The following is a 21,248-nucleotide window of genomic DNA, read 5'->3' on the forward strand; positions in this document are numbered from 1 at the left end:
ATTGTTTGCAGGATCGATTTATATGGCGCTTCGTTTAAAACTTATCACGCTGCTATGTTTTCCTTTTTTAGCATTATTTACATTACCGCTATACGCCGCCGGCTTCTTTGCTCAGGTTGCCTCAACGCCGCCTCCCGGCGTGCCACCGTTACAGCATCAGTTGCTACAGCTTGCTCCTCAGGCAACGCACCAGGCGCTGCGCTTGGCTGCTCAAGCACTTAACTGCGCGGCACCGAATGCCGAGCGTCTAGCGGTGATCGACTACTCGCTGCCGTCTACCGAGCCACGTCTGTGGGTATTTGATTTGCGCCAGCATCAACTGCTCTTTGAAGAGCTAGTTTCACATGGTCAGGGCTCCGGCGACATGCAGGCGGAAACGTTCTCCAATACGCCTGACAGCCACCAGTCGAGCCTGGGGCTATTTCGTACGATGAACAGTTACTACGGCAGCAACGGCTATTCACTGCGTTTAGAAGGCCTTGAGCCCAACGTCAATGATCTAGCGTATGAACGCGCCATTGTCATTCACGGCGCGGACTACGTGAGCGATGCCTTTATCACTCAAACGGGCCGGTTAGGACGCAGTCATGGCTGCCCGGCCGTTCGTGAAGATGTGACGTATCCGCTCATCGACAGCCTTAAAGAGGATCAGTATGTTTTCGCCTATTATCCCGATGCCGAGTGGCTGGCCACCTCTGCCTTTCTAGGCTGCACAGCGGCCAACGATCAGATTGCTCGCCGCTAAGCTCGCGGCATGTGCGCACCAATAGCATTTCGTTTTCACGCACGGCCTATGCCATGCTGCCCCCACAGCAACTCTATTTTTTATCAGTTCTATTTCTTCATCCGTCGCAATGGGAAACAGCATATGACCAACGTCAAAAAGCTAGACCTCGCCTTACAAGGTGGTGGCGCCCACGGCGCTTATACCTGGGGAGTGATTGATCGCCTGCTGGCGGATGATCGCATTGAAATAGAGGGCATCAGCGGCACCAGCGCCGGGGCAATGAACGGCGTAGTCATGGCCGATGCGCTGACCCGAGGCGATAAACAAACCGCCCGACAAGCGCTGCACGACTTCTGGCAAGCGGTCAGCCGCGCAGGTATGGCCAGCCCCATTCGCCGCTCCCCCATGGATATGCTGACCGGCAACTGGAGCCTTGACCAATCGCCCGGCTTTGTCGCCATGGACTTATTAAGTCGCGTAGTGTCGCCCTACCAGCTTAATCCGCTGAACGTTAATCCGCTGCGCGACATAGTGGCCAGCCATATTGATTTTGAGCGGGTTCGACAATGCCAGCAGCTCAAGCTATTTATCACGGCGACCAACGTGCGCACGGGAAAACAGCGCGTGTTTCGCCGCGAAGAAATGAGCGTTGATGCGGTAATGGCCTCGGCCTGCCTGCCCTTTATGTTCCAAGCCGTAGAAATCGATGGTGAGGCCTACTGGGACGGCGGCTATATGGGCAATCCCGCCCTGTTTCCGTTAATGGAAGAGTGCGGTGCGCGGGATATCCTTCTCATACAAATTAATCCCATTAGCCGCGATGAGATACCCACCTCCGCCTCGGCGATTATGAATCGCCTTAACGAAATCACGTTTAACTCAGCGCTGATAAAAGAGATCCGAATGATCGCGCTGCTTAAGCATGCCCTTGAAGAGCAAGGTATTACAAACTGCTATCAGCAGGCACTGTTTCATCGCATCAGCGGTGAACAAGCGCTTGAAGAGCTCTCCGTTTCCAGTAAATCCAATTCTGAGTGGGCTTTTTTATGCCACCTCTTTGAACACGGCCAGGCCGCCGCCGAACGCTGGTTGAGCGAGAATTTCGACGCTATTGGCGACCACTCCACGCTGGATATAGATACGGTTTATCTGAATGAATAAGCAACGCCACGAATAGGCTCGCTCATATATTTTCAACTTGCCCCTACTGCTAAGCACCAAGATGCCGCAGAGCTGATATCGCGTGCCCAATCATGCAGCATAGTGATGGGATTGATCCGCTTCAAACACCTTTCTAAAAAAATAAGATTATGATTTTTAAAAATAAATAGGCAACTGGCAAACTACCTGCATAACTCCTACCAGTGGTGGTAGGCGTGGACCAGGCCCAACAGGGTACGAGTGCGTCGAAACTGACCTTCAATGATGAAGGCATGTTCTCGTCAATTGTTTGCGCGGCGCGGTTTTGATCAGCGTTGTGTAACAAAAAACTCGTTTTATGCCCTGTGAGGCCATCATGGACATTCGCAATAAAGCCAACCGCATTCGACTGTTTAATTTTTCCACACCGCAAATGCGCGCTTTTCACTTCTCATGGTTCGCGTTCCATATCTGCTTTTTCGGCTGGTTCGGCATCGCCCCCCTAATGGCGATTGTGCGTGAAGATCTGTCACTCACCCAAACACAAATTGGTAATACGATTATTGCCTCGGTCGCCATTACGGTGATTGTTCGGCTAGCAATTGGCATCCTTTGTGATCGAATCGGTCCACGTAAAACCTATACCGGCCTGCTGCTGTTAGGCGCCATCCCCGTGATGGGCATTGGCTTCGCCAATAGTTTTGAGACATTTCTGCTGGCACGCTTAGCCATTGGTGCCATCGGCGCTTCGTTTGTGATCACGCAATACCACACCACGATGATGTTCGCGCCTAACGTAGTGGGAACCGCTAATGCCACCAGCGCGGGCTGGGGCAACTTGGGAGGTGGCACCACACAGATTTTGATGCCTCTCATCTTCTCAGGCCTGCTGATGCTAGGTGCTAACGAAGCCTTCGGCTGGCGATTGGCGATGATGGTGCCCGGCGTGGTCATGCTGTTTACCGGCATCGGTTACTGGCTGTTCACCCAGGATGCTCCCAACGGCAACTTCAGTGAGCTGCGCGCACGAGGCGAGCTACCGGAAGCCACCGGTGAAAACGGCGCCAAGCAAAGCTTTCTAGCCGCGGCTAAGGATATACGTGTATGGGCGCTATTCGTTGTCTATGGTCTCTGCTTCGGCGTCGAACTGACGATTAACAATATTGCGGCGATCTACTTCTTTGATAAATTTGATCTCACTTTAGCCACTGCGGGCCTGATCGCTGGCTTATTCGGGCTGATGAATATTTTTGCCCGCACGCTAGGCGGCGTCTTCTCGGATCTTTTCGCCAAGCAAAACGGTTTAAAAGGACGCGTACGCTGGCTGTTTATCGCCCTCATTTTCGAAGGCATTGCGCTGGTCGCGTTCTCACAAATGCATGTATTGAGCCTCGCCATTGGCATCATGTTGGTGTTTAGCCTGTTTGTACAAATGGCCGAAGGTGCCACCTACGGCGTGGTGCCCTTTATCAATAAAAAAGCGCTGGGTGCGGTAGCGGGCATTGTCGGCGCGGGCGGTAACGTAGGCGCAGTGGGTGCAGCGTTCCTGTTTCGAAGCGAGAGCTTGAGCTATCAGCAGGGCCTGTTCTATTTAGGGCTTACGGTGTTGGCGCTGGCATCCTGTGTCTTGCTGGTACGCTTTAGCGACGCCACCGAAGCCGAAGAGGCTAAAGCCTACCGCGATGCGGTGGGCGATGAAGTAGGCGCAGGCGCGCTATCATTGCGTTAAGCGCTTTTAAATACACCCCTGCGCTTCACAGCGATGAGGGAGTCATGACTTTAAGCGGTAAGCTACCAGGGAAAACTCTATGTCTTCAGCGCAGCAGCTGCTACTAACCGCCATCCGTTGCGATATCGATAGCCTCTCCCACCTTGCCACTACCGCTGATATTGTCGGTGACATTAGCCGCTTTATTCATATGCTACAGCGTGAGCGTGGCGCCTCCACGGTCTATCTTGCCTCTCAAGGACAGCGCTTCAAAGCACGTCGCGATAGCTACCGCCAGCACAGCGAGCAGGCTGAAACGCTAATGCGTCAGCGGTTGGAAGCGCTTAGTCAAGAGGCTCGTCCACAGGCTGCTGCTCGCCTATTGCGCCGTATCGCCGCCGTTTGGCATGCCCTTGATGAACTTGGCACGCTGCGCCAAGCCATTGATACGTTTTTGATCTCTCCCGATGCCGCGACCCAAGCGTTTAATCAGTTGACCAGTGGGCTGCTAGCGATTGTCTTTGAAGGCGCGGACACCTCCATTGATCCCGACATTACCCGCAGCCTGGTGGCTATTTTCCACTTAATGCAAGGCAAAGAGCTGGCTGGCCAAGAGCGCGCCTGCGGTGCGTTTGGTTTTACCCATGGCCACTTTGATGAAGCACACCGCGACTTATTAAATCAGCTAGTGGCTGATCAAACGCGTTGTTTTGATACCTTTTTGGAATTTGCCACGCCCGAAGCTCAGCAGGCTTGGCATACCGAATGCTCGCCACGTACGCTATCGGGCATCTGCCATCTACGCGACATCGCCTGCCGCCCCTCACCCAGCGCGCAGCATCCACCTAGCGACAATGCTAATACGCTGAGCGAAACCTGGTACGAACTCATGACGCTACGCATTGATTCAATGAAAACGGTCGAAGAAGCGCTTATCGATCAGTTAAGCACCCTTTGTCATCGCAAAATAGCTCAGGCCAACGCTGCGTTAGCGAAGGCTAACGTCATGCCCTTTCGCTACATGCCCGCCCCCTGCGAACAGCTGCTAGCGCTAAATGACGCCCAGCCGCTCGGTCATTTGACGGCCGACGCGCTAACGTCACCGCTAGGACGCTCGCTGATCGAACTGACCCAAGCCCAGGCTAGCCGCCTGCAAGGGCTTAGCGACGAGTTAGAAAACACCCGTAAAACCCTGCGTGAGCGTAAACTGATTGAGCGCGCTAAAGGCCTGATCATGGCACATCAAGACATGAGCGAAGAGGAGGCCTATCGGTTTTTGCGTAAAACCTCGATGGACCAAAGCAAAAGTATGGCGGACATGGCCCAAGCCATTTTGGATCTCTCGGCCATGCTTAAACGCAAAGAAGAGCACCGCTCCCGTTAGGCCGACATAAGCTGGCATCGCATCACGTGGAATAAGCTTATGTTTGCAGGATGACCTCTCCTTGGCCATGCTAAAGGCCACCTGTTTAATCCAGCAAGGAGTGCAATCCTATGCATCACGGCGTGCTATTGATTACCGGCGCATCAAGCGGCATCGGAGCAGCGACTGCTCGTGCCGCCGCCAGGGAAGGTTACAAACTGGTATTAGCGGCTCGCTCTAGTGACAAGCTCAGCGCACTCGCCCAAGAGCTAGGGCCAGAAAATGTGCTGCCCTATTCACTTGATGTCACCAACATGGAGCAACAGCAGGCGATGGTCGAGCAGGCTATCGAAACCTTCGGTCGGTTAGATGCCGTTTTTGTCAACGCTGGCCGCGGCGGCTCGCCTGGTGGCTTTAGTGGCGCTGACCATACCGCTTGGCGAGAGATGATCCTGACCAATGTCTATGGCGCAGGCCTCACCATTCAGGCCTGCTTACCGGCCCTAAAACGTAGTAAAGGACAGGTAGTTTTAACAGGCTCCTCAGCCGGTCGCACCACCATTCCCGGTTCGATGTACAGTGCGACTAAATGGGCTATAACAGGCATTGGCTATAATCTGCGCGAAGAACTTCGTGGCACCGGCATGCGCGTCACGCTGATTGAGCCAGGGATGGTCGACACGCCGTTTTTTGACGAGCCGCCGGAGCATGCCCTTGAAGATCGCGATGTCGCCAACGCCGTCATCTATGCGCTGTCACAGCCTGCTCATGTGGACGTTAATGAAATACTCATTCGGCCGACGCCACCCGTCGAGTAAGCGCTATTCATGCAGCAACGTTGCAAATAGGATGCTTATCGGGGCTCAGCAATGGATCATGCCTTGTAATTGGTCGGCACTGACCGCATAACGTGATATTACCAAGCGCGCTAAGTAATTTTGCACTCCACGCGCCCACGACGTCATATGCAGGTGAACCATGAGCCAACTCGCCAATACCGCCCTCTCCGTGCTGGACTTAGCCCCGATACGCCAAGGCGGTAGCGCCGCTGAGACTTTTCGCGACAGCGCGGCGCTAGCACAATTAGCCGAGCGGCTGGGCTATACCCGTTACTGGCTAGCCGAGCATCACAACATTGCTGGCATCGCCAGTGCCGCCACCGCTGTGTTAATCGGCCACGTCGCCGGGCAAACCTCGACGATCCGCGTAGGCAGCGGCGGCATCATGCTGCCGAATCATCCACCGCTGGTGATTGCCGAGCAGTTTGGCACGCTGGAAACGCTGTATCCTGGCCGTATTGACCTAGGTTTAGGGCGTGCCCCTGGCTCTGATGGCGCCACCATGCAGGCCATGCGCCGCAATGCCCATGCCGGCGTCGATGACTTTCCTCAGTTACTCAATGAGTTAAGTAGCTACTTAGCTGACGCCGAACCTCATCAGCGCGTTAAAGCCGTTCCCGGCCAGGGAACACATGTGCCGATATGGCTGCTAGGATCTAGCGGTTACAGTGCGCAGCTGGCAGCCAAGCTTGGCTTACCTTTTGCGTTTGCCGCCCAGTTTGCACCGGGCTATTTATTTGAGGCTTTGCGGCTATATCGCGACAACTTCCGCCCTTCCGAACATCTTGCCAAGCCCCATGCGATGGTTGGCTTACCCGTGATGGCGGCTGAAAGTGATGCGATGGCCCACTACCTAGCCACCACCGCACAGCAGAAGTTTCTTAATCTAATTCGAGGCAAGCCTACTCAGTCGCTGCCACCGGTTGAACAACTAGATTGGTCACCGGCTGAGCAGGCTCAAGTTAGCCAGTTTTTAGGCGCGGCGATTATTGGTGGGCCTGAGACAGTGAAAGCCGAGCTGGAAGAGTTTCAAGCACGCACCGGCGCTGATGAGTTAATGATTAATAGTGACTTTTTTAATCATTCAGATCGCTTGCGCAGCTATGAAATTGTCGCCGAGGTCGCTCGCTGATCGCTTAGCCGTTGCTTAGGTATTCGCTAGACATTCGATAACCAATAGGCTTTAAACCAGAGGGCACCGCTAGAAAGCTTATGACAACACTCACCTTCACGCCGATGACAGAAGATGATTTCGCCGTCTTTTGGCCAACGTTTCAAGCGATTGTCGCGGCACAAGAAACTTACGCGATTGAGCCCAGCATCAGTATCGAGGCGGCGCGCCAGCTATGGCTTAAAGCACCTAAAGCCAGCGTGGTCGCCAAGGATGCCAGCGGCCAACTATTAGGCGCGTACTACCTAAAAGCCAATGCTGCAGGCCCCGGTGATCACGTATGTAACTGTGGTTACATGGTGGCCCCCGCCGCGCGGGGCAAAGGCGTTGCACGGGCCATGTGCGAGCATTCCCAGCAGCAGGCACATCAGCTAGGTTTTCTAGCGATGCAATACAACGCGGTGGTGGCGACTAATGAGGTTGCCGTCGCGTTATGGCAAAAACTCGGATTTAGCATTGTCGGCACGGTTCCCAATGCCTTTCGCCATGCGCAGCTTGGTTTTGTCGATACCCACGTGATGTATAAAGTGCTGCCAGGCCACTAAGGTCTGCCGCTTCTTGGCGATTCTTTACCCAGTCAAAAGTAATGATGAGATCTAAGCAAAGGCCGCGCACATTAAGCGGTTTTCCGGTAAGGTTCAGTGCATAAGTTAAGTCGGCCTAGCCGTCAATCAACGATTGATTGCACCGACCACCTGAACCTTACACTTTTCACGGGAAAGCATTTCAGAATGTTTAAACCGGCTTTTATTTCACGCCTCTCTCTGCGCTCACGTTTTATTGCCCTGATTGCTACCTTAATCTTCGCGACCACGCTGCTGCTTGGGTGGGTGGCCGCTCGGGAAACAGCCCACCAGTTGGAATCAAACATTGGCTACGCGGCGTCAGAATCCGCCTACCAAATGGTAGACAAGCTTGACCGCAGCATGGATGCGCGTGTTAAAGAGGTCAAGCTACTACTAGGGATTCAGGCGCTCACTAATGACAATGATTTGAGCGTACTGCGCGAGCAGTTAGAGCTATTGCAGAGCAATCATAATGTCGTTTCCTGGATTGGTTTTACCAATCCAGAAGGCATCATCCAGGTTGCAACGGATGGCACTCTAGAAGGAGAATCTATCGCGGCGCGCCCGGTATTTATCGAGGGTCGGCAAGCACTTTGGGTGGGGGATGTTCATGAAGCATTGCTGCTTGCCAAGTTACTGCCTAACCCGAGTGGCGAAGCCCTTAAGTTTGTTGACATCGCCACACCGGTGACCGACCAAAACGGCGAGCTACGCGGTGTGCTTGCCGTGCATTTAAGCTGGGAGTGGGCGCGGTACGTTGAAAACTCCATGCTATCACCGTCGGTACACCAGCAAGACACTGAAATGCTGCTGCTGTCGGCTGATAACACAGTGCTACTAGGGCCTGCAGAGATGATTGGCCAGCCACTCAATACGCTGAAACATTTACCCAGTCGCGACAACCCAACGCCTCAGTGGGCAATCGAAACATGGCCTAGCGGTGAGCGGTTTGTGACAGGCTATACACGCAGCAGCGGCTTTGAAGACTTCCCAGGTCTAGGCTGGGTAGCGGTTAGCCGCCAACCCATTGCTACTGCCTTTGCTCCCGTAAAGCAGCTTCAAGCGGCCATTATGGGCACAGGGGTATTGCTAGCCTTGGTGTTCGCGTTGATTGGTTGGATCATTGCATCACGCATGGTTGCTCCCCTCACCCGCTTAGCAAGGGCTGCTGATCGTATAAAAGAGGGCGAGAATGGCGACACTATCCCGCTTGAAAGCGGCTCTCCAGAGCTTAAACGCCTATCTACTTCAATGCGTAATATGGTCGATCGTCTATTGGTCCAGAACTACACCATCAACCGTCTGGAAGATTTAGCGAATACTGACCCGCTCACCGGCCTGCCTAACCGCGCGTTCCTCAATCAGTATCTGCAGCTAGCGATTCCCGAAGCAGAAAGAAATCTGCAAAGTATGGCGGTTATTTTCATCGATCTAGATGGCTTCAAGCAGGTTAATGACGAGCTGGGCCATCATGCCGGCGATTTACTGCTGATTGAGATCACACAGCGGCTGAAGAACGCACTGCGCAGTGGTGATGTCGTGGCCCGCTTGGGTGGCGATGAGTTTGTCATGGTGCTTAAAACGAAACCTGAGAATCTTGAAATACTCACCCATGAGGTAAGTAAGCGTTTACTAAACGCCATTGCCGACCCCATCTTATTACCTGAAAACGAGCAGGCCACCGTCGGCTGCAGTTTAGGCGCGGCTTGGTGGCCTCAGCACGGTCACCATATAAACACGGTTATGAAACTTGCCGATGTCGCGCTTTACACAGCCAAAAGCCAAGGCAAACATCAGTTGGTAATTCACACCCCTTAAACATCCACTCCAAAGCAGCGCTGCAGCTGCTGCTCAGCGGCATCGCTGCCCATAGCCGTCAATTTGGCAATATTGCGCTCGGGGATAGCATCGGTATCGCCGTAAAACTCAATCGCCTTCTCGACGCTCTCTTCACGCAACAAGTGGACCATCGCGTAGGGGGAGCGGTTGGTATAATTAGAAGCATCCTCAGGCTCAGCGCCATCAAAGCAGTAATCAGGATGAAAGGTTGCGAGTTGATAGATGCCTTCATAGCCCTGATCGACCAAAATATGCTCAGCCAGCTCAACAAAGTCGAGATAATGGTCAAAGCTTTTAAACAACGTTGGAAATACCAGCAAGGTTGTTTCCGTCTCCGGGTGCTCGTCTAACCACTGCACTTCAACCATCAGCTCTTCAAGCGCCACTTCCATTTTCTTGGAACGTACGACCTCGACGCGAATGGATTCACGCTCTAACTCCCGCTGCGCAAATGGGCAAATATCCTGCGCCACAATGAAGGTGCGCACCCAGCTTAGCGTTTGCGCCACTATTTGATTATCCGCGTGCATAGCACCCTCTTTAGCATTAGCCCGACAATGGCCGATGGACAGATCGCGGCAGTTTATCAGTTGCCGTCAGTTGCCACTACGTGGCCCTATCAGGCGTGCTCTTGGTAGCGCTTTAAAGCGACTTCATAGGATTTATGAATATGGTCGTTCATTAGTTCTCGCGCCGCCCTGACATCGCGCTGTAATGCTAGCTCAACGAGCTGGTGATGCTGCTCGTCAAGCTCTTGACGAATCGTTGGCATTTTCGGACCCAAGCGACGATAGCGATCAAACTGGTCGTGCAACTGCTCAATAAAGCGCAATAGCCAAACGGAACCACAGGGCGCCACCAGCGTACGATGAAATTGCGTATGCAAGTGCTCCCACGGCTCGCCTTTATCCAAACTGATATCCGCGCGTTTCAGGCGGTGCGCGGCGGCCAGCAAATCGGCCTCCCACAGCGAATCGCCATGGCTGATTGCCCGCTCCAACGCCATGCCCTCCATTTCCAGACGCATCTGGACAATATCTTCCAATTCCTCACGCGACAGCTTTGGAACCCGAAAACCACGCTGATTTTCCTGTATCAACAGACCATAGGCCGCCAACTTATTGAGTGCTTCTCGTAACGGGCTCAAGCCTACGTCATAGCGCTCTTTGAGCGCATTAATGGCAAGCTTTTCGCCCGCAATAAAACGCCCCCCCACTAAGTCTTTACGCAAGTGATCAAATACGCGGCTTGATGCTGTTGCAGCTAATTTAGGTAAAGAATCACTCATAATGCTGTCCCTTTATTATTTCGCGCTCGTGATCATTCTTCGCCTCAGTATTGACGCCACACCGAGCACTACCTATAGTCTATTTTATATAAAATAATCGATTTTTTAACCTACGAACGATAAATAAGGTCGGATATGCTTTCTATCTCATTGTCAGCCCTGCAGGGCCACTGTCCATGAAAACACGGGGCATGAAAGTGCAATCCGTCTCCTGGCAATTGTTTTGGGCATTTTTCCGCGTAGGCATCTTCGGCTTTGGCGGTGGCCCTTCCATGATACCGCTTGTACGTGCCGAGGTTGTCACCCGCTACCAATGGCTCACCGATGAAGAATTCGCCGACGTATTAGCGATCGGCAATACCTTGCCAGGCCCCATCGCCACCAAAATGCCCGGCTACATTGGCTACCGAGTAGGCGGCACAATGGGCTGTATTGCCTCAGTTATTGCCGTCATTTTTCCCATGATAGTGGCAATGATAGTCATGTTAGGCATTTTTAGCCGATATCGCGATGTTGCTTGGATTCGAGGCATGGGCCAAGCAGTGGTTCCAGTGGTGATGGTAATGATGGCGCAGCTAACCTGGGACTTTTTTGATAAATCCAAGGCGTCGCTTGGCTGGCTAGTCAGCATAGCCATGGTGATTATTTCTGCTGGACTCATCTATTGGCTCGGCATTCATCCTGGCTGGGTCATTGGTGCCATCTTACTGGCTGCCCTGCTTCGACCCTCCAGCAAGAAAAAAACGGAGGAGACCGCGTGATTTACTGGGATCTCTTCTTAGCTTTTTTTATTCCCAATATTATCGGCTACGGCGGCGGCCCGGCGATTATTCCTTTAATTGAAGCCGAGGTCGTCGGCCGCTACGGCTGGATGACGTCTCAAGCCTTTGCTGAAACGCTTGCCTTAGGCAACGCTTTACCCAGCCCTATCGCGACCAAAATGGCGGGCTACGTTGGTTATGAAGTCGCTGGCGTTGGAGGCGCTTTCGTTTCGATCGCGGCCACCGTCATTCCTTCCTTACTGTTAATGCTTGGCGCATTGGGGTTGCTGTATCGGCACCGCGAATCGCCACGCGTGAAGCGTATGAGCCAATGGGTTCGCCCAGTCATCGCTATGATGATGGCATGGTTGACCTTGGGTTTTCTGCTTGAAGGTATTAACACCAGCGGCGTCATTCACACACTGATTATCGGAATCGTCGCTGCCATAGCCCTGATTCGCTTTAAAACGCACCCAGCCTTTGTCGTCATTGGCGCCTTGATTTATGGGGCACTCCTGCTGGGCTAACACTGCCTAAAACACCGCATTTTTATAACAAGAACCCGATAACGGAACCACGCGCTCACCACGTCGCTGCAGTTAGGGCGACTTCCCAGAACACCAAACTCAATCTATAAAGGTGACAAGAATGACGCGTTCAAAATTGACTCTAAGTACGACCCTTGCGGCCATAGGGCTTGCATCGAGCTTGGCAATCGCTACCACCGCACAAGCTGACTATCCTGAACAGGATGTACGCTTAATCATTCCTTACGGCCCTGGCGGAGCAACCGACATTCTGTTTCGCTTAATTTCCCAGGAAGCCGAAAAGACGCTGGGTGAATCCATTGTTCCTGTCAATATGGCCGGCGCGGGTGCAACCTTGGGATCACGCAATGTTAAAGATGCCAATCCCGATGGCTACACCCTGCTTGGTAGCCACGACACCATTGCACTTTCAAAGCTAGCAGGAACTGTCGACTACTCGTTTGATGCCTTTGAGCCCATCGCATTACTCACTCAAACCATCAACATTCCCACCACCTATTCCAATCATCCGGTACAAAGTGCCGATGAAATCGCTGACTACGTCAGTGAGCACCCTGGCCAAGTACGCTTTAGCATGATCCCTAGCTCAACCGACCACTTCTTCTGGTCACAGTTTTTTCAGGAAGCCGGCATCGATATGGCGGACGTGCGCTTAGTGGGCTATCCAGACACAGGCCAGCAGGTATCGGCTCTGTTAGCCGAAGAAATTGATTTCGCGATGTTTAACCTACCCTCAGGCGGAGCATTCTTTGAAGATGGCACCTTTCGCGCATTAGGCATCGCCCATTCCGAGCGCCTTGATAGCATGCCCGATGTGCCGACGCTGCGTGAGCAGGGCATCAACATGGATCACTCTACAAGCCGTGGCATTTTCGCGCCTAAAGGCACACCGCAAGAAATTATCGACACCCTCTCTGATGCTTACGGCAATGCTCTTGAAAATGAAGAAGTACGTAGCCGTATCGAAAATGAGTTCGGCTCTGTAGTGAGGTTCCTTGCGGGCGATGATTATCAAACGTTCCTGGATGAAAATGAAGCTACATTAAGTGCTGCTGCAGAAAACATCGATTTCCAGAACTGATAACGCACCCTCTGGCCCACGTAGTTGCACGGGCCAGGGCTGCCTGAGGCATCGCTAATGCTGACGCTAACTAAAGACCGCGCCTTGGCGCTGGCACTGCTGCTAATTGTGGCTGTCATGTGGATAGAATCGGGTGATATTCGCCCCCCTACCAGCTGGCAACCTTATGGATCAGCGCTTTTCCCACGCATCTTGTTGGTAGTGATTGGACTGTTATCACTCATGATCTTGGTACGTTCGCTATTGATAAAAGTGCCTGAACGCGCGAGTGCAAAACAGCTCATCAAAGAGTGGTTTCAGAGCCGGCGTACTATCGTCGCTCTATTTCTACTGTTTGGGCTTTATGCAGCACTACTTCCACTAGTGGGGTATATCGCAGCCACCATTGGCTTCTTAATCACCTCTCTCGCACTCCTGATGGGTATTAATACACGTCGTAAGTGGCTTATTAATCTCACCCTTAGCTGCTCCCTAGCCATCGTGATATTTGTGATATTCCGCTATGGCCTGAATGTCTGGCTACCTTAACCTGGAGTGAATAATGACTAACTTTTTTCTCCAAGCGCTTGCTGAAGTGGGTACGCCATCGGTTTTAGGCTTGATCACCATCGGCGTCTTGTTCGGAATTGTAGGCGGCAGTATCCCTGGATTCACCGTCACTATGGCCATCCTAGTGGTCTTCCCTTTCACTTTTGCCATGGACCCGGTAAGCGGCATCTCACTCATGGTCGGTGTCTTTGTGGGGGGCTATTCAGGCGGGATAGTGTCGGGCGTTATGCTCGGCATCCCCGGCACGCCCTCCTCCATTACCACTGTCTACGATGGCTACCCGATGGCCCAGCGAGGCGAGCCTGGTCGTGCACTGGGCATTGGCGTTGCCTCATCGTTTCTAGGCACCATTATCAGCGTAGCGGTACTGGTCTTTTTCGGGCCATTAATTGCTAGCTTCAGCATGAACTTTCGCCCTTGGGAGATCACTGCGCTGATTGTTTTCGCACTAACGCTGGTGGCAGGACTTTCAAGTGGCGCGCTGCTTAAAGGTTTAATGGCCGCTGCGCTGGGGCTGTTAATTACCACCGTTGGTTATGACCGCAATAGCAACCTACGCTTTGATTTCGGGCTACCTGCTTTGAGCTCAGGGTTTGAGATTTTACCGGTAATGATTGGTATTTTTGCGTTCTCGCAGCTTCTTGGCAATATCGAAAAACTTAAAGACGATGGCAGCGGTAGCAAAAAAATCGATACCAATGTCACGATCCCTTACGGCCAAATTATTAAAGATATGGCGGGGCAAAAGCTCAATATCATGCGCTCGTCTTTAATTGGCAGCTTAGTCGGTGCACTGCCAGGCACTGGCGGCACCGTTGCTAACTTTCTAAGTTACGATCAGGCTAAAAAATTCTCCCGACATCCGGAAGAGTTTGGCACGGGGACCCCTAGCGGCATCGTCGCCTCAGAAGCTTCTAATAGTGCAGTAGCGGGCGGCGCCTTTGTGCCCACGCTTGCACTAGGCATACCTGGCGATTTGCCTATGGCCATCATGATGGGGGTACTCATTCTGCATGGTATTACGCCGGGGCCGATGATGTTTGAGCAGAACCCGGTACTCGTGGGAGCCATTTACGCCAGCCTGCTGATCGGTGCGGTGGTGATGGTGCTTTGCAACCTGCTGCTAGTGCGTTGGTTCGCCAAAATATCGTTGATTCCTCAGCAAATCCTCGTTCCTGTAGTACTAATGCTGTGTGCGATTGGCGCCTACGCACTCAATAACAACCTGTTCGATATTTGGGTGTTATTTATCTTTGGCATCATTGGCTACCTACTTTGGAAAGCTGAAGTACCGCTCACCCCGCTGATACTGGGCGTAGTGCTTGGTGACAACCTTGAGCGCCAGCTATTCCGTGCCCTTGAACTTAATGAAAGTTGGTTAACTTTTTTAACTCGGCCTCTCTCTGCGCTTTTCTTAGCATTAGCCGTCGCTTCTATTCTATTTTCGCTTTATCAAGAGCGTAAGATTCGCCGCTTAAAAGGACTCTAATATGCAACAAGATGCACTCTACTATCCCAGCGCTTCACGTCGTATGTCTACGTTCGGAAAACGTGGCATGGTTGCCACTTCTCAGCCATTAGCCGCTCAGGTGGGCATCAGTATTTTACAGCAAGGCGGCAATGCTATTGATGCCGCTATTGCAGCAGCGGCGGCGTTGACCGTCGTCGAACCCACCTCCAACGGTATCGGCAGCGATGCCTTTGCCATTGTGTGGGTCGACGGCAAGCTACATGGCCTAAATGCCAGCGGCCCGGCGCCACAAGCGGCGACCATTGAAGCATTGAAAGCACTCGGTCACGATACAGTTCCCACCCACGGCATGCTGCCGGTAACGGTACCGGGTGCTCCCGCTGCCTGGGCAGCGCTTTCCGAGCGCTTCGGTAAACTACCTTTTGCCGAGCTGTTAGCGCCAGCCATTGCACTCGCCGATGAAGGCTTCCCTGTATCACCCGTCATTCATCAAATGTGGAAGGCTGCCTTTACCAATTATTCGGCATACAGCGAGGCTTCTTTCAAACCCTGGTTGGATACTTTTGCGCCCGAAGGACGAGCACCAAACGCCGGTGAACTGTGGCGCTCTGAAGGCCATGCAAAAAGTCTAAAGGCAATTGCTGACACTCATGCCAAAGCGTTTTATGAGGGTGAACTAGCGGAGGCCATCGACGCATTTTCGCGCCAACACGGTGGGCTCTTGCGTAAAGAAGATCTAGCGGCTTACCAGCCAGAATGGGTCGACCCCATCAGTGTGCGCTACAAAGGCCATGATATTTGGGAAATCCCCCCCAACGGCAGCGGCATAGTGGTGCTGCAAGCGCTGGGCATGCTTGAACAGCTGGGTGAAGAGGGCTGTGATCAGATTGAAACGCTGCACCGCCGTATTGAGGCTACCAAACTAGCCTACGTCGATGGCTTCGCGCATGTTACTGATCTGGATGCCATGCGCCCCACCATCGACCAGATGTTGAACGATGACTATTTGAAAGCGCGGGCAGCGCTAATTGGCGAGCAAGCCGTTGACCCTGTACACGGTAACCCAATTAAGGGCGGCACAGTCTATCTGGCAACAGCGGACAGCGATGGCAATATGGTGTCGCTGATTCAAAGCAACTTCAAAGGCTTTGGTTCGGGCATGGTCGTACCGGGCACCGGCATTAGCCTGCAGAACCGCGGCTGGTCGTTCTCACTCGATCCTACGCACCCTAATGCCTTAGCGCCTGGCAAACGCACCTATCACACCATCATTCCGGGCTTTATCACCAAAGATAATCAAGCCGTTGGACCATTTGGCGTTATGGGCGGCTATATGCAGCCGCAGGGTCATGTACAGGTGGTGACGGCCATGCTTGAAGATCAACTCAATCCTCAGGCAGCGCTCGATATGCCGCGCTGGAAATGGACCAAAGGCAAAACCATCGAAGTCGAGGCTGATTTCCCCAACCATTTAGCCTTAGCGCTGGCCCGCCGTGGGCACGACATTGTTAAGGTGGCCGATTCAATCAGCTTTGGCCGTGGTCAAATTATCCTGCGCGATCCTGAAACCGGTGTACTGCAAGGTGGCACCGAGCCGCGCACCGATGGGGCCGTATTACCCTGGTAGATCGCTTTCCTGCTCACATGCTCTCCGTCGCGTTGCCGTTTCAGGCAACCGGCGGTTGAACTAGCTATCCACGCTTAACCCCCGCATCATGGCACTACTTTTTTTACTCAGTGTTTTGCCTCTTCAGCTATGCCGTCATCACGTCAGCCTTCATCTTCTTCATCTGTGCCCTCTTCTTCAGCGGCCACTTCACCGCTAAGCGGCTTTTTGGGCGTCTTTCGCTATAGCCGTCGCGCGCTTGGCTTGGTGTGGCAAACCTCGCGCTGGATGATGTTGGGATTAGCGCTATGCACGCTGGTCGCGGGCATCTTGCCAGCGGTAGCGGCATGGATTGGCCAATTGATCGTGGATGGCGTCGTTAGTGCTATGGACGCCCATCAGGCAGCGTCAAATCCCAACCTGCTGGCATCCATTGCGCCGGTACTCAAGCTAGTGGGGATAGAGGCGCTCATTATTGGTTTAATCGCGCTGGCCCAGCGCGGCCTTTCGGCTCAGCAGTCACTTTTGCGTGCCATGCTGGGGCAAAAAGTGAACGTCATGATTCTGGCGAAAGCGAGTACGCTGTCCCTCAGCCAGTTTGAAGACTCCGAGCTATACGACCAGCTGACGCGTGCGCGGCGTGAGGCGTCTACGCGCCCCTTGGCGCTGGTCAACAAAACCTTTGGACTGCTGCAAAATGCAATCTCGCTTGGTAGCTTCAGTGTCCTGTTAGTGCAGTTTTCCCCCTGGGCGCTACTGATTTTAGTGGTGGGCGCACTGCCGGTGTTTATCTCGGAAGCTAAGTTTTCGGGCGATGCTTTCCGGCTGTTTCGCTGGCGTTCGCCGCAAAACCGTATGCAGATCTATTTAGAGACGCTGCTTACCCGGGAAGACAGCATTAAAGAGGTCAAATTGTTTGGCCTTGAAGGATTATTTCTTAAACGCTACCGCGCTATTTTCACCCAGCTATTCGCCGAAGATCGCCGCTTAACGCTACGCCGGGAAAGCTGGGGATTTTTGTTAGGTTTGCTGGGCACTCTGACGTTTTACCTTGCCTACGGCTGGGTCGTGGTTGAAACAATTATCGGCGCGCTGACGCTGGGCCAAATGACCATGTATTTAATGGTCTTCAAACAGGGGCAAACAGCCCTCTCGGCGAGCCTCACCGCCATCAGCGGCATGTACGAAGACAACCTCTACCTCTCCAATCTTTATGAATATTTGGAGCAGCCGGTTGAGCCCGAAAACGGCACGCTAACCCAGGGTGTTGCCCCCGGAGATGGCCTGCGCTTTGAACAAGTCAGTTTCTCTTATCCTGGCGGCGCCGATGTTTTACACGATATTTCATTGCATCTTGCCCCTGGCCAAAGCCTAGCCTTAGTAGGTGAAAACGGGTCGGGGAAAACCACGCTTATCAAACTGCTAACGCGGCTTTATCGCCCCACGCAAGGGCGTATTCTGCTCGATGGTAGCGACCTGCAGGAGTGGAGTACCCAGGCGCTACGTGAACGTACCGGCGTCATTTTTCAGGACTTCGTACGCTATCAGCTCAGGGTGGGTGAAAATCTTGGCGTCGGCGATACTCGCGCGTTTGACGACGAACAGCGCTGGCAGCAGGCCGCGCGCCATGGCATGGCCGATGACTTTATTGGCCGCATGGCCAGCGGCTACCACACTCAGCTTGGTCGTTGGTTTAAGAATGGGCGGGAGCTCTCTGGCGGGCAGTGGCAAAAAATTGCGTTATCGCGTGCTTACATGCGCAAAAACGCCGATATTTTAGTGCTAGATGAGCCCACGGCGGCCATGGACGCCGCCGCAGAGGCCGACATATTCGCCCGCTTTCGCGAGCATAGTCAGCAGAAAATGACGATTCTGATCTCCCACCGCTTCTCAACCGTTCGCAGCGCTGATCTCATTTTAGTCATCGATCAAGGCCATATGATTGAGCGCGGCACACATGAAGAGTTATTAAAAGCACAGGGTCGCTATGCAATGCTGTTTCAACTACAGGCAGAAGGCTATCGCTAGATAGATCACGGTAACAACACATCAAACCGCTGTTTAATACAACGCGCCAGACTGGCGATGAGGTAAGGTTTGGAGGTGCCAGAAGGGCTTTTGGAGATGCCAGAGGAGATATTGCCAAAACGCTGAGCTTAAACACTTCGCTTAAGCGGCTTGGCGATATCCCCTCAGACCCTTTTGATCTTTACGCGAGTAGCTTCCTTTGCCTTTTTTCGGTGCCTGCTGCTGCATTTTAAACATGGGCGTTCGCAGCTGCGCTTTTAATGCGTTGTCTTGGACCTTGCGCTGTTTCATCGTTTTATCCTTACGTTAAAAGATGCCTGCTCAAAACAGGCATCCCATCAGACATCGGCTATCTTTTAGTGTTCAAGCACCCGCTTACTCATCCCATGCCGGTGCAAAGCCGGGATTAGCAATACGCTCTTGGCGATCCAACATAGCAATATCGTCCATCTCACTGTCGCTTAACACTAAATCAAAAGCAGCAATATTGCTTTGAATATTACGCGCCTTAGTGGAAGAAGGAATTGTAATCATCTTACGCTGATTGACCCAGGCCAGGGCAACTTGCGCAGGAGTTACTTTATGCGCGTCGGCAATTTGCTTGAGGATCGGATCGTCCATCACCTTACCTACCGCCAGCGGCATAAATGCAGTCACCTGAATGCCCAGGTGCTCGCAGTGCTCTGCTAGCTTACGGTTCTGCAGGAAGGGGTGAACCTCGATCTGATTGGTCAGAATTTCATCTTTACCCAGGATGCTAACCGCCTCGTCCACCTGATTGCAGGTAAAGTTAGAAATACCAATATGGCGGGCTTTACCCTCCGCTTTGATTTCCTTCAGAGCCGTCAAATAATCGGCCATAGGCACGTCACCCTCTGGTGATGGCCAGTGGATCAACAGCAGGTCAACGTACCCTGTGCCCAGTTTCTGGAGACTTTCGTCTACGCTGACCTTCAGCCTTGAGGGCTCCAAATTGTCAAACCACACCTTGGTGGTGAGGAAAATATCGCTGCGGTGCACGTCACTGTCATGAATAGCCTCGCCAACTTCCGCTTCATTGCCATAAAACTGCGCCGTGTCGATGTGCCGATACCCGGCCTCAAGCGCTGCATGAATGCTCTGCTTGAGCGTTTCGCCCTCCAGGCGAAAAGTACCGAATCCGGGATTAGGAATTACATTTTGCATCATTAACATCCTTTTCTATTGATAGCGTGTTAACTAACATGGGGGCAGTCACCCGCGCACTTCAACCCATGCACCCAAATCTTCGCCTACCATGATGATGCTATGACCTCTGCTACCCATTCACTGCCCAGCTCTTCGGAACCATTAGTACCGCTGCATCGCCAGCCCGGCTTTTTAAGCTTTTTGCTATCGCGATTAGCGGCGGTATTTGCCATGCAGATTCAGGCCATTGTGGTGGCCTGGCAGGTGTATGACATAACCCGAGACCCGATGGCCCTGGCCTATGTGGGCCTGGCTCAGTTTCTACCCATGGTGCTATTGCTACTGCCTGCCGGCGATTTTGTCGACCGCTTTTCGCGCAAACGTATCTTGCAACTTAGCTGGGTCGTTCAGGGCCTGTGTAGCGCACTGCTGCTGACGCTTTCGCTAAATGGAAGTCAAAGCGTTAGCGGCTTTTACGTGGTATTAGCATTGTTCGGTGCCGCGCGGGCTTTTACCGGCCCGGCCTTACAAAGCCTGCTGCCCAATATCGTCCCCCGTGCGCAGCTTGCCTCTGCGATCGCGTTAAACAGCTCTATCATGAAAGTGGCGGTAATACTTGGCCCGCTATTAGGCGGCATTCTGTACGGGCTAGGGGGTGGCAGCCTGGCGTATAGCGTCTGCTTAGGATGCTTTATAGCCGCATTATTTCTACTGCTGCCGGTGCCCATTCGCTATATTGAAGCGGCTAAAACGCTGGAGAGCACCGCCATCAAGCGTTTTACCGCAGGCATCCGCTACATACGCTATCAGCCGATTATTTTAGGAGCGATTTCGCTGGATCTATTTGCCGTGCTGTTAGGCGGGGTGGTAGCACTGCTGCCTATCTATGCACAAGAGGTACTGCACGTGGGGCCCGAAGGATTAGGTGCACTGCGAAGCGCGATTGCTGTCGGCGCACTGCTCATGGGGCTGTACTTAGGCATCCGCGGCATCAAGCATCGCGCCGGGCTGGTTATGTTTGTGGCGGTCACTGTTTTCGGCATTGCAAATTTAGTGTTCGCTTTCTCGACGTTTTTTTGGCTTTCGATGGCGGCGATGTTGGTGGCTGGCGCTGCCGATATGATTAGCGTTTATGTACGTACCACCCTGATTCAGCTCGCGACTCCCGATGAAATGCGCGGGCGCGTCAACGCAGTCAATATGCTGTTTATTGGTTCCAGCAATGAGCTGGGTGAGTTTCGCGCAGGCAGTATGGCGGCATGGTTTGGCGCCGTACCGGCAGCCATCATTGGCGGCGTAGGCACGCTCGCGGTCGTTGGCGCTTGGATGAAGATTTTCCCCACCCTGCGCCAGGTCGACCGCTTTGACGACGCTCGTTGATACAAAGCACATATTA

Annotated in this window: 20 protein-coding genes; 16 read left to right on the forward strand and 4 right to left on the reverse strand. The window is 53.0% G+C overall.

Going from position 1 to position 21,248, the window contains the following annotated elements; genetic code table 11:
• Positions 1 to 22 precede the first annotated feature (22 nt).
• From ACT3RP_RS02110 to ACT3RP_RS02145, 8 genes are all read left to right on the forward strand, one after another.
• A complete protein-coding gene (locus ACT3RP_RS02110; protein WP_483393136.1) occupies positions 23 to 745 on the forward strand; it encodes a murein L,D-transpeptidase catalytic domain family protein in 723 nt (240 codons plus the stop codon).
• Between the two features lie 123 nt (positions 746 to 868).
• Complete coding sequence (locus tag ACT3RP_RS02115) at positions 869 to 1,888, forward strand: patatin-like phospholipase family protein (protein ID WP_441685280.1); 1,020 nt, start codon at positions 869 to 871, stop codon at positions 1,886 to 1,888.
• Positions 1,889 to 2,243: 355 nt separating this feature from the next.
• A complete protein-coding gene (locus ACT3RP_RS02120) occupies positions 2,244 to 3,596 on the forward strand; it encodes an MFS transporter (RefSeq protein WP_096281735.1) in 1,353 nt (450 codons plus the stop codon).
• 79 nt (positions 3,597 to 3,675) lie between these two features.
• Complete coding sequence (locus ACT3RP_RS02125) at positions 3,676 to 4,959, forward strand: nitrate- and nitrite sensing domain-containing protein (RefSeq protein WP_483393137.1); 1,284 nt, start codon at positions 3,676 to 3,678, stop codon at positions 4,957 to 4,959.
• A gap of 110 nt (positions 4,960 to 5,069) precedes the next feature.
• Entirely contained in the window at positions 5,070 to 5,756 is a 687-nt protein-coding gene (locus ACT3RP_RS02130) for an SDR family oxidoreductase (protein ID WP_444624578.1), read from the forward strand.
• Between the two features lie 160 nt (positions 5,757 to 5,916).
• Positions 5,917 to 6,909, forward strand: a complete 993-nt coding sequence (locus ACT3RP_RS02135) for an LLM class flavin-dependent oxidoreductase (RefSeq protein ID WP_096281741.1) — start codon at positions 5,917 to 5,919, stop codon at positions 6,907 to 6,909.
• Positions 6,910 to 6,989: 80 nt separating this feature from the next.
• Entirely contained in the window at positions 6,990 to 7,493 is a 504-nt protein-coding gene (locus tag ACT3RP_RS02140) for a GNAT family N-acetyltransferase (protein ID WP_096281743.1), read from the forward strand.
• 186 nt (positions 7,494 to 7,679) lie between these two features.
• Positions 7,680 to 9,332 carry a HAMP domain-containing protein gene (locus ACT3RP_RS02145; RefSeq protein ID WP_444624577.1) on the forward strand — a complete coding sequence of 551 codons (1,653 nt, stop codon included), beginning with the start codon at positions 7,680 to 7,682 and terminating at the stop codon, positions 9,330 to 9,332.
• Here ACT3RP_RS02145 and ACT3RP_RS02150 read toward each other — a convergent pair.
• Together ACT3RP_RS02150 and ACT3RP_RS02155 are read right to left on the reverse strand one after the other, a co-directional pair.
• Positions 9,329 to 9,883 carry a DUF1415 domain-containing protein gene (locus tag ACT3RP_RS02150; RefSeq protein ID WP_096281747.1) on the reverse strand — a complete coding sequence of 185 codons (555 nt, stop codon included), beginning with the start codon at positions 9,881 to 9,883 and terminating at the stop codon, positions 9,329 to 9,331. The genes ACT3RP_RS02145 and ACT3RP_RS02150 overlap by 4 nt on opposite strands.
• 89 nt (positions 9,884 to 9,972) lie before the next feature.
• The gene (locus ACT3RP_RS02155; protein WP_096281749.1) at positions 9,973 to 10,641 is read right to left on the reverse strand and encodes a GntR family transcriptional regulator; all 669 of its coding nucleotides are present in this window, start codon (positions 10,639 to 10,641) and stop codon (positions 9,973 to 9,975) included.
• A 176-nt stretch (positions 10,642 to 10,817) separates the two neighbouring features.
• Here ACT3RP_RS02155 and ACT3RP_RS02160 point away from each other — a divergent pair, with 176 nt between their 5' ends.
• The 7 genes from ACT3RP_RS02160 (at position 10,818) to ACT3RP_RS02190 (ending at position 18,685) form a co-directional block, all read left to right on the forward strand.
• Positions 10,818 to 11,402, forward strand: a complete 585-nt coding sequence (locus ACT3RP_RS02160; RefSeq protein ID WP_483393138.1) for a chromate transporter — start codon at positions 10,818 to 10,820, stop codon at positions 11,400 to 11,402.
• Positions 11,399 to 11,929 carry a chromate transporter gene (locus ACT3RP_RS02165; protein ID WP_441685268.1) on the forward strand — a complete coding sequence of 177 codons (531 nt, stop codon included), beginning with the start codon at positions 11,399 to 11,401 and terminating at the stop codon, positions 11,927 to 11,929. Before ACT3RP_RS02160 ends, ACT3RP_RS02165 begins: the two co-directional genes overlap by 4 nt.
• Before the next feature lie 121 nt (positions 11,930 to 12,050).
• On the forward strand, positions 12,051 to 13,031 hold the full coding sequence (locus ACT3RP_RS02170; RefSeq protein WP_444624576.1) for a Bug family tripartite tricarboxylate transporter substrate binding protein: 981 nt from the start codon (positions 12,051 to 12,053) through the stop codon (positions 13,029 to 13,031).
• Between the two features lie 57 nt (positions 13,032 to 13,088).
• On the forward strand, positions 13,089 to 13,559 hold the full coding sequence (locus ACT3RP_RS02175) for a tripartite tricarboxylate transporter TctB family protein (protein ID WP_441685264.1): 471 nt from the start codon (positions 13,089 to 13,091) through the stop codon (positions 13,557 to 13,559).
• Positions 13,560 to 13,572: 13 nt separating this feature from the next.
• Entirely contained in the window at positions 13,573 to 15,069 is a 1,497-nt protein-coding gene (locus tag ACT3RP_RS02180; RefSeq protein WP_441685262.1) for a tripartite tricarboxylate transporter permease, read from the forward strand.
• A gap of 1 nt (position 15,070) precedes the next feature.
• Positions 15,071 to 16,678 (forward strand): gamma-glutamyltransferase family protein, encoded by a 1,608-nt coding sequence (locus tag ACT3RP_RS02185; protein ID WP_441685260.1) that lies wholly within the window; start codon positions 15,071 to 15,073, stop codon positions 16,676 to 16,678.
• Between the two features lie 129 nt (positions 16,679 to 16,807).
• A complete protein-coding gene (locus tag ACT3RP_RS02190) occupies positions 16,808 to 18,685 on the forward strand; it encodes an ABC transporter ATP-binding protein (RefSeq protein ID WP_483393139.1) in 1,878 nt (625 codons plus the stop codon).
• Positions 18,686 to 18,826: 141 nt separating this feature from the next.
• Here ACT3RP_RS02190 and arfA read toward each other — a convergent pair whose 3' ends face one another.
• Both arfA and dkgB read right to left on the reverse strand, forming a co-directional pair.
• Positions 18,827 to 18,976, reverse strand: coding sequence for an alternative ribosome rescue factor ArfA (gene arfA, locus ACT3RP_RS02195; RefSeq protein WP_096281765.1), 150 nt, complete (start codon positions 18,974 to 18,976; stop codon positions 18,827 to 18,829).
• Between the two features lie 84 nt (positions 18,977 to 19,060).
• Positions 19,061 to 19,879: a 2,5-didehydrogluconate reductase DkgB gene (dkgB, locus tag ACT3RP_RS02200; protein ID WP_096281767.1), complete on the reverse strand. Its 819-nt coding sequence runs from the start codon at positions 19,877 to 19,879 to the stop codon at positions 19,061 to 19,063.
• Positions 19,880 to 19,972: 93 nt separating this feature from the next.
• Here dkgB and ACT3RP_RS02205 point away from each other — a divergent pair, with 93 nt between their 5' ends.
• On the forward strand, positions 19,973 to 21,232 hold the full coding sequence (locus tag ACT3RP_RS02205) for an MFS transporter (RefSeq protein ID WP_483393140.1): 1,260 nt from the start codon (positions 19,973 to 19,975) through the stop codon (positions 21,230 to 21,232).
• Positions 21,233 to 21,248 lie beyond the last annotated feature (16 nt).

This window comes from Halomonas sp. AOP5-B2-8 (assembly GCF_052376475.1).
GTDB classification, from domain to species: Bacteria; Pseudomonadota; Gammaproteobacteria; order Pseudomonadales; family Halomonadaceae; genus Vreelandella; species Vreelandella casei.

What these genes read in the sequence shown, in the direction of transcription:
- ACT3RP_RS02160 (WP_483393138.1), top strand. Translation starts at nt 10,818, where the DNA reads ATGAAAACACGGGGCATGAAAGTGCAATCCGTCTCCTGGCAATTGTTT.
- ACT3RP_RS02185 (WP_441685260.1), top strand. Translation starts at nt 15,071, where the DNA reads ATGCAACAAGATGCACTCTACTATCCCAGCGCTTCACGTCGTATGTCT.
- ACT3RP_RS02130 (WP_444624578.1), top strand. Translation starts at nt 5,070, where the DNA reads ATGCATCACGGCGTGCTATTGATTACCGGCGCATCAAGCGGCATCGGA.
- ACT3RP_RS02170 (WP_444624576.1), top strand. Translation starts at nt 12,051, where the DNA reads ATGACGCGTTCAAAATTGACTCTAAGTACGACCCTTGCGGCCATAGGG.
- ACT3RP_RS02115 (WP_441685280.1), top strand. Translation starts at nt 869, where the DNA reads ATGACCAACGTCAAAAAGCTAGACCTCGCCTTACAAGGTGGTGGCGCC.
- ACT3RP_RS02205 (WP_483393140.1), top strand. Translation starts at nt 19,973, where the DNA reads ATGACCTCTGCTACCCATTCACTGCCCAGCTCTTCGGAACCATTAGTA.
- ACT3RP_RS02145 (WP_444624577.1), top strand. Translation starts at nt 7,680, where the DNA reads ATGTTTAAACCGGCTTTTATTTCACGCCTCTCTCTGCGCTCACGTTTT.
- dkgB (WP_096281767.1), bottom strand. Translation starts at nt 19,879, where the DNA reads ATGTTAATGATGCAAAATGTAATTCCTAATCCCGGATTCGGTACTTTT.
- ACT3RP_RS02140 (WP_096281743.1), top strand. Translation starts at nt 6,990, where the DNA reads ATGACAACACTCACCTTCACGCCGATGACAGAAGATGATTTCGCCGTC.
- ACT3RP_RS02125 (WP_483393137.1), top strand. Translation starts at nt 3,676, where the DNA reads ATGTCTTCAGCGCAGCAGCTGCTACTAACCGCCATCCGTTGCGATATC.
- ACT3RP_RS02190 (WP_483393139.1), top strand. Translation starts at nt 16,808, where the DNA reads ATGCCGTCATCACGTCAGCCTTCATCTTCTTCATCTGTGCCCTCTTCT.
- ACT3RP_RS02175 (WP_441685264.1), top strand. Translation starts at nt 13,089, where the DNA reads ATGCTGACGCTAACTAAAGACCGCGCCTTGGCGCTGGCACTGCTGCTA.
- ACT3RP_RS02110 (WP_483393136.1), top strand. Translation starts at nt 23, where the DNA reads ATGGCGCTTCGTTTAAAACTTATCACGCTGCTATGTTTTCCTTTTTTA.
- ACT3RP_RS02135 (WP_096281741.1), top strand. Translation starts at nt 5,917, where the DNA reads ATGAGCCAACTCGCCAATACCGCCCTCTCCGTGCTGGACTTAGCCCCG.
- arfA (WP_096281765.1), bottom strand. Translation starts at nt 18,976, where the DNA reads ATGAAACAGCGCAAGGTCCAAGACAACGCATTAAAAGCGCAGCTGCGA.
- ACT3RP_RS02180 (WP_441685262.1), top strand. Translation starts at nt 13,573, where the DNA reads ATGACTAACTTTTTTCTCCAAGCGCTTGCTGAAGTGGGTACGCCATCG.
- ACT3RP_RS02120 (WP_096281735.1), top strand. Translation starts at nt 2,244, where the DNA reads ATGGACATTCGCAATAAAGCCAACCGCATTCGACTGTTTAATTTTTCC.
- ACT3RP_RS02150 (WP_096281747.1), bottom strand. Translation starts at nt 9,883, where the DNA reads ATGCACGCGGATAATCAAATAGTGGCGCAAACGCTAAGCTGGGTGCGC.
- ACT3RP_RS02155 (WP_096281749.1), bottom strand. Translation starts at nt 10,641, where the DNA reads ATGAGTGATTCTTTACCTAAATTAGCTGCAACAGCATCAAGCCGCGTA.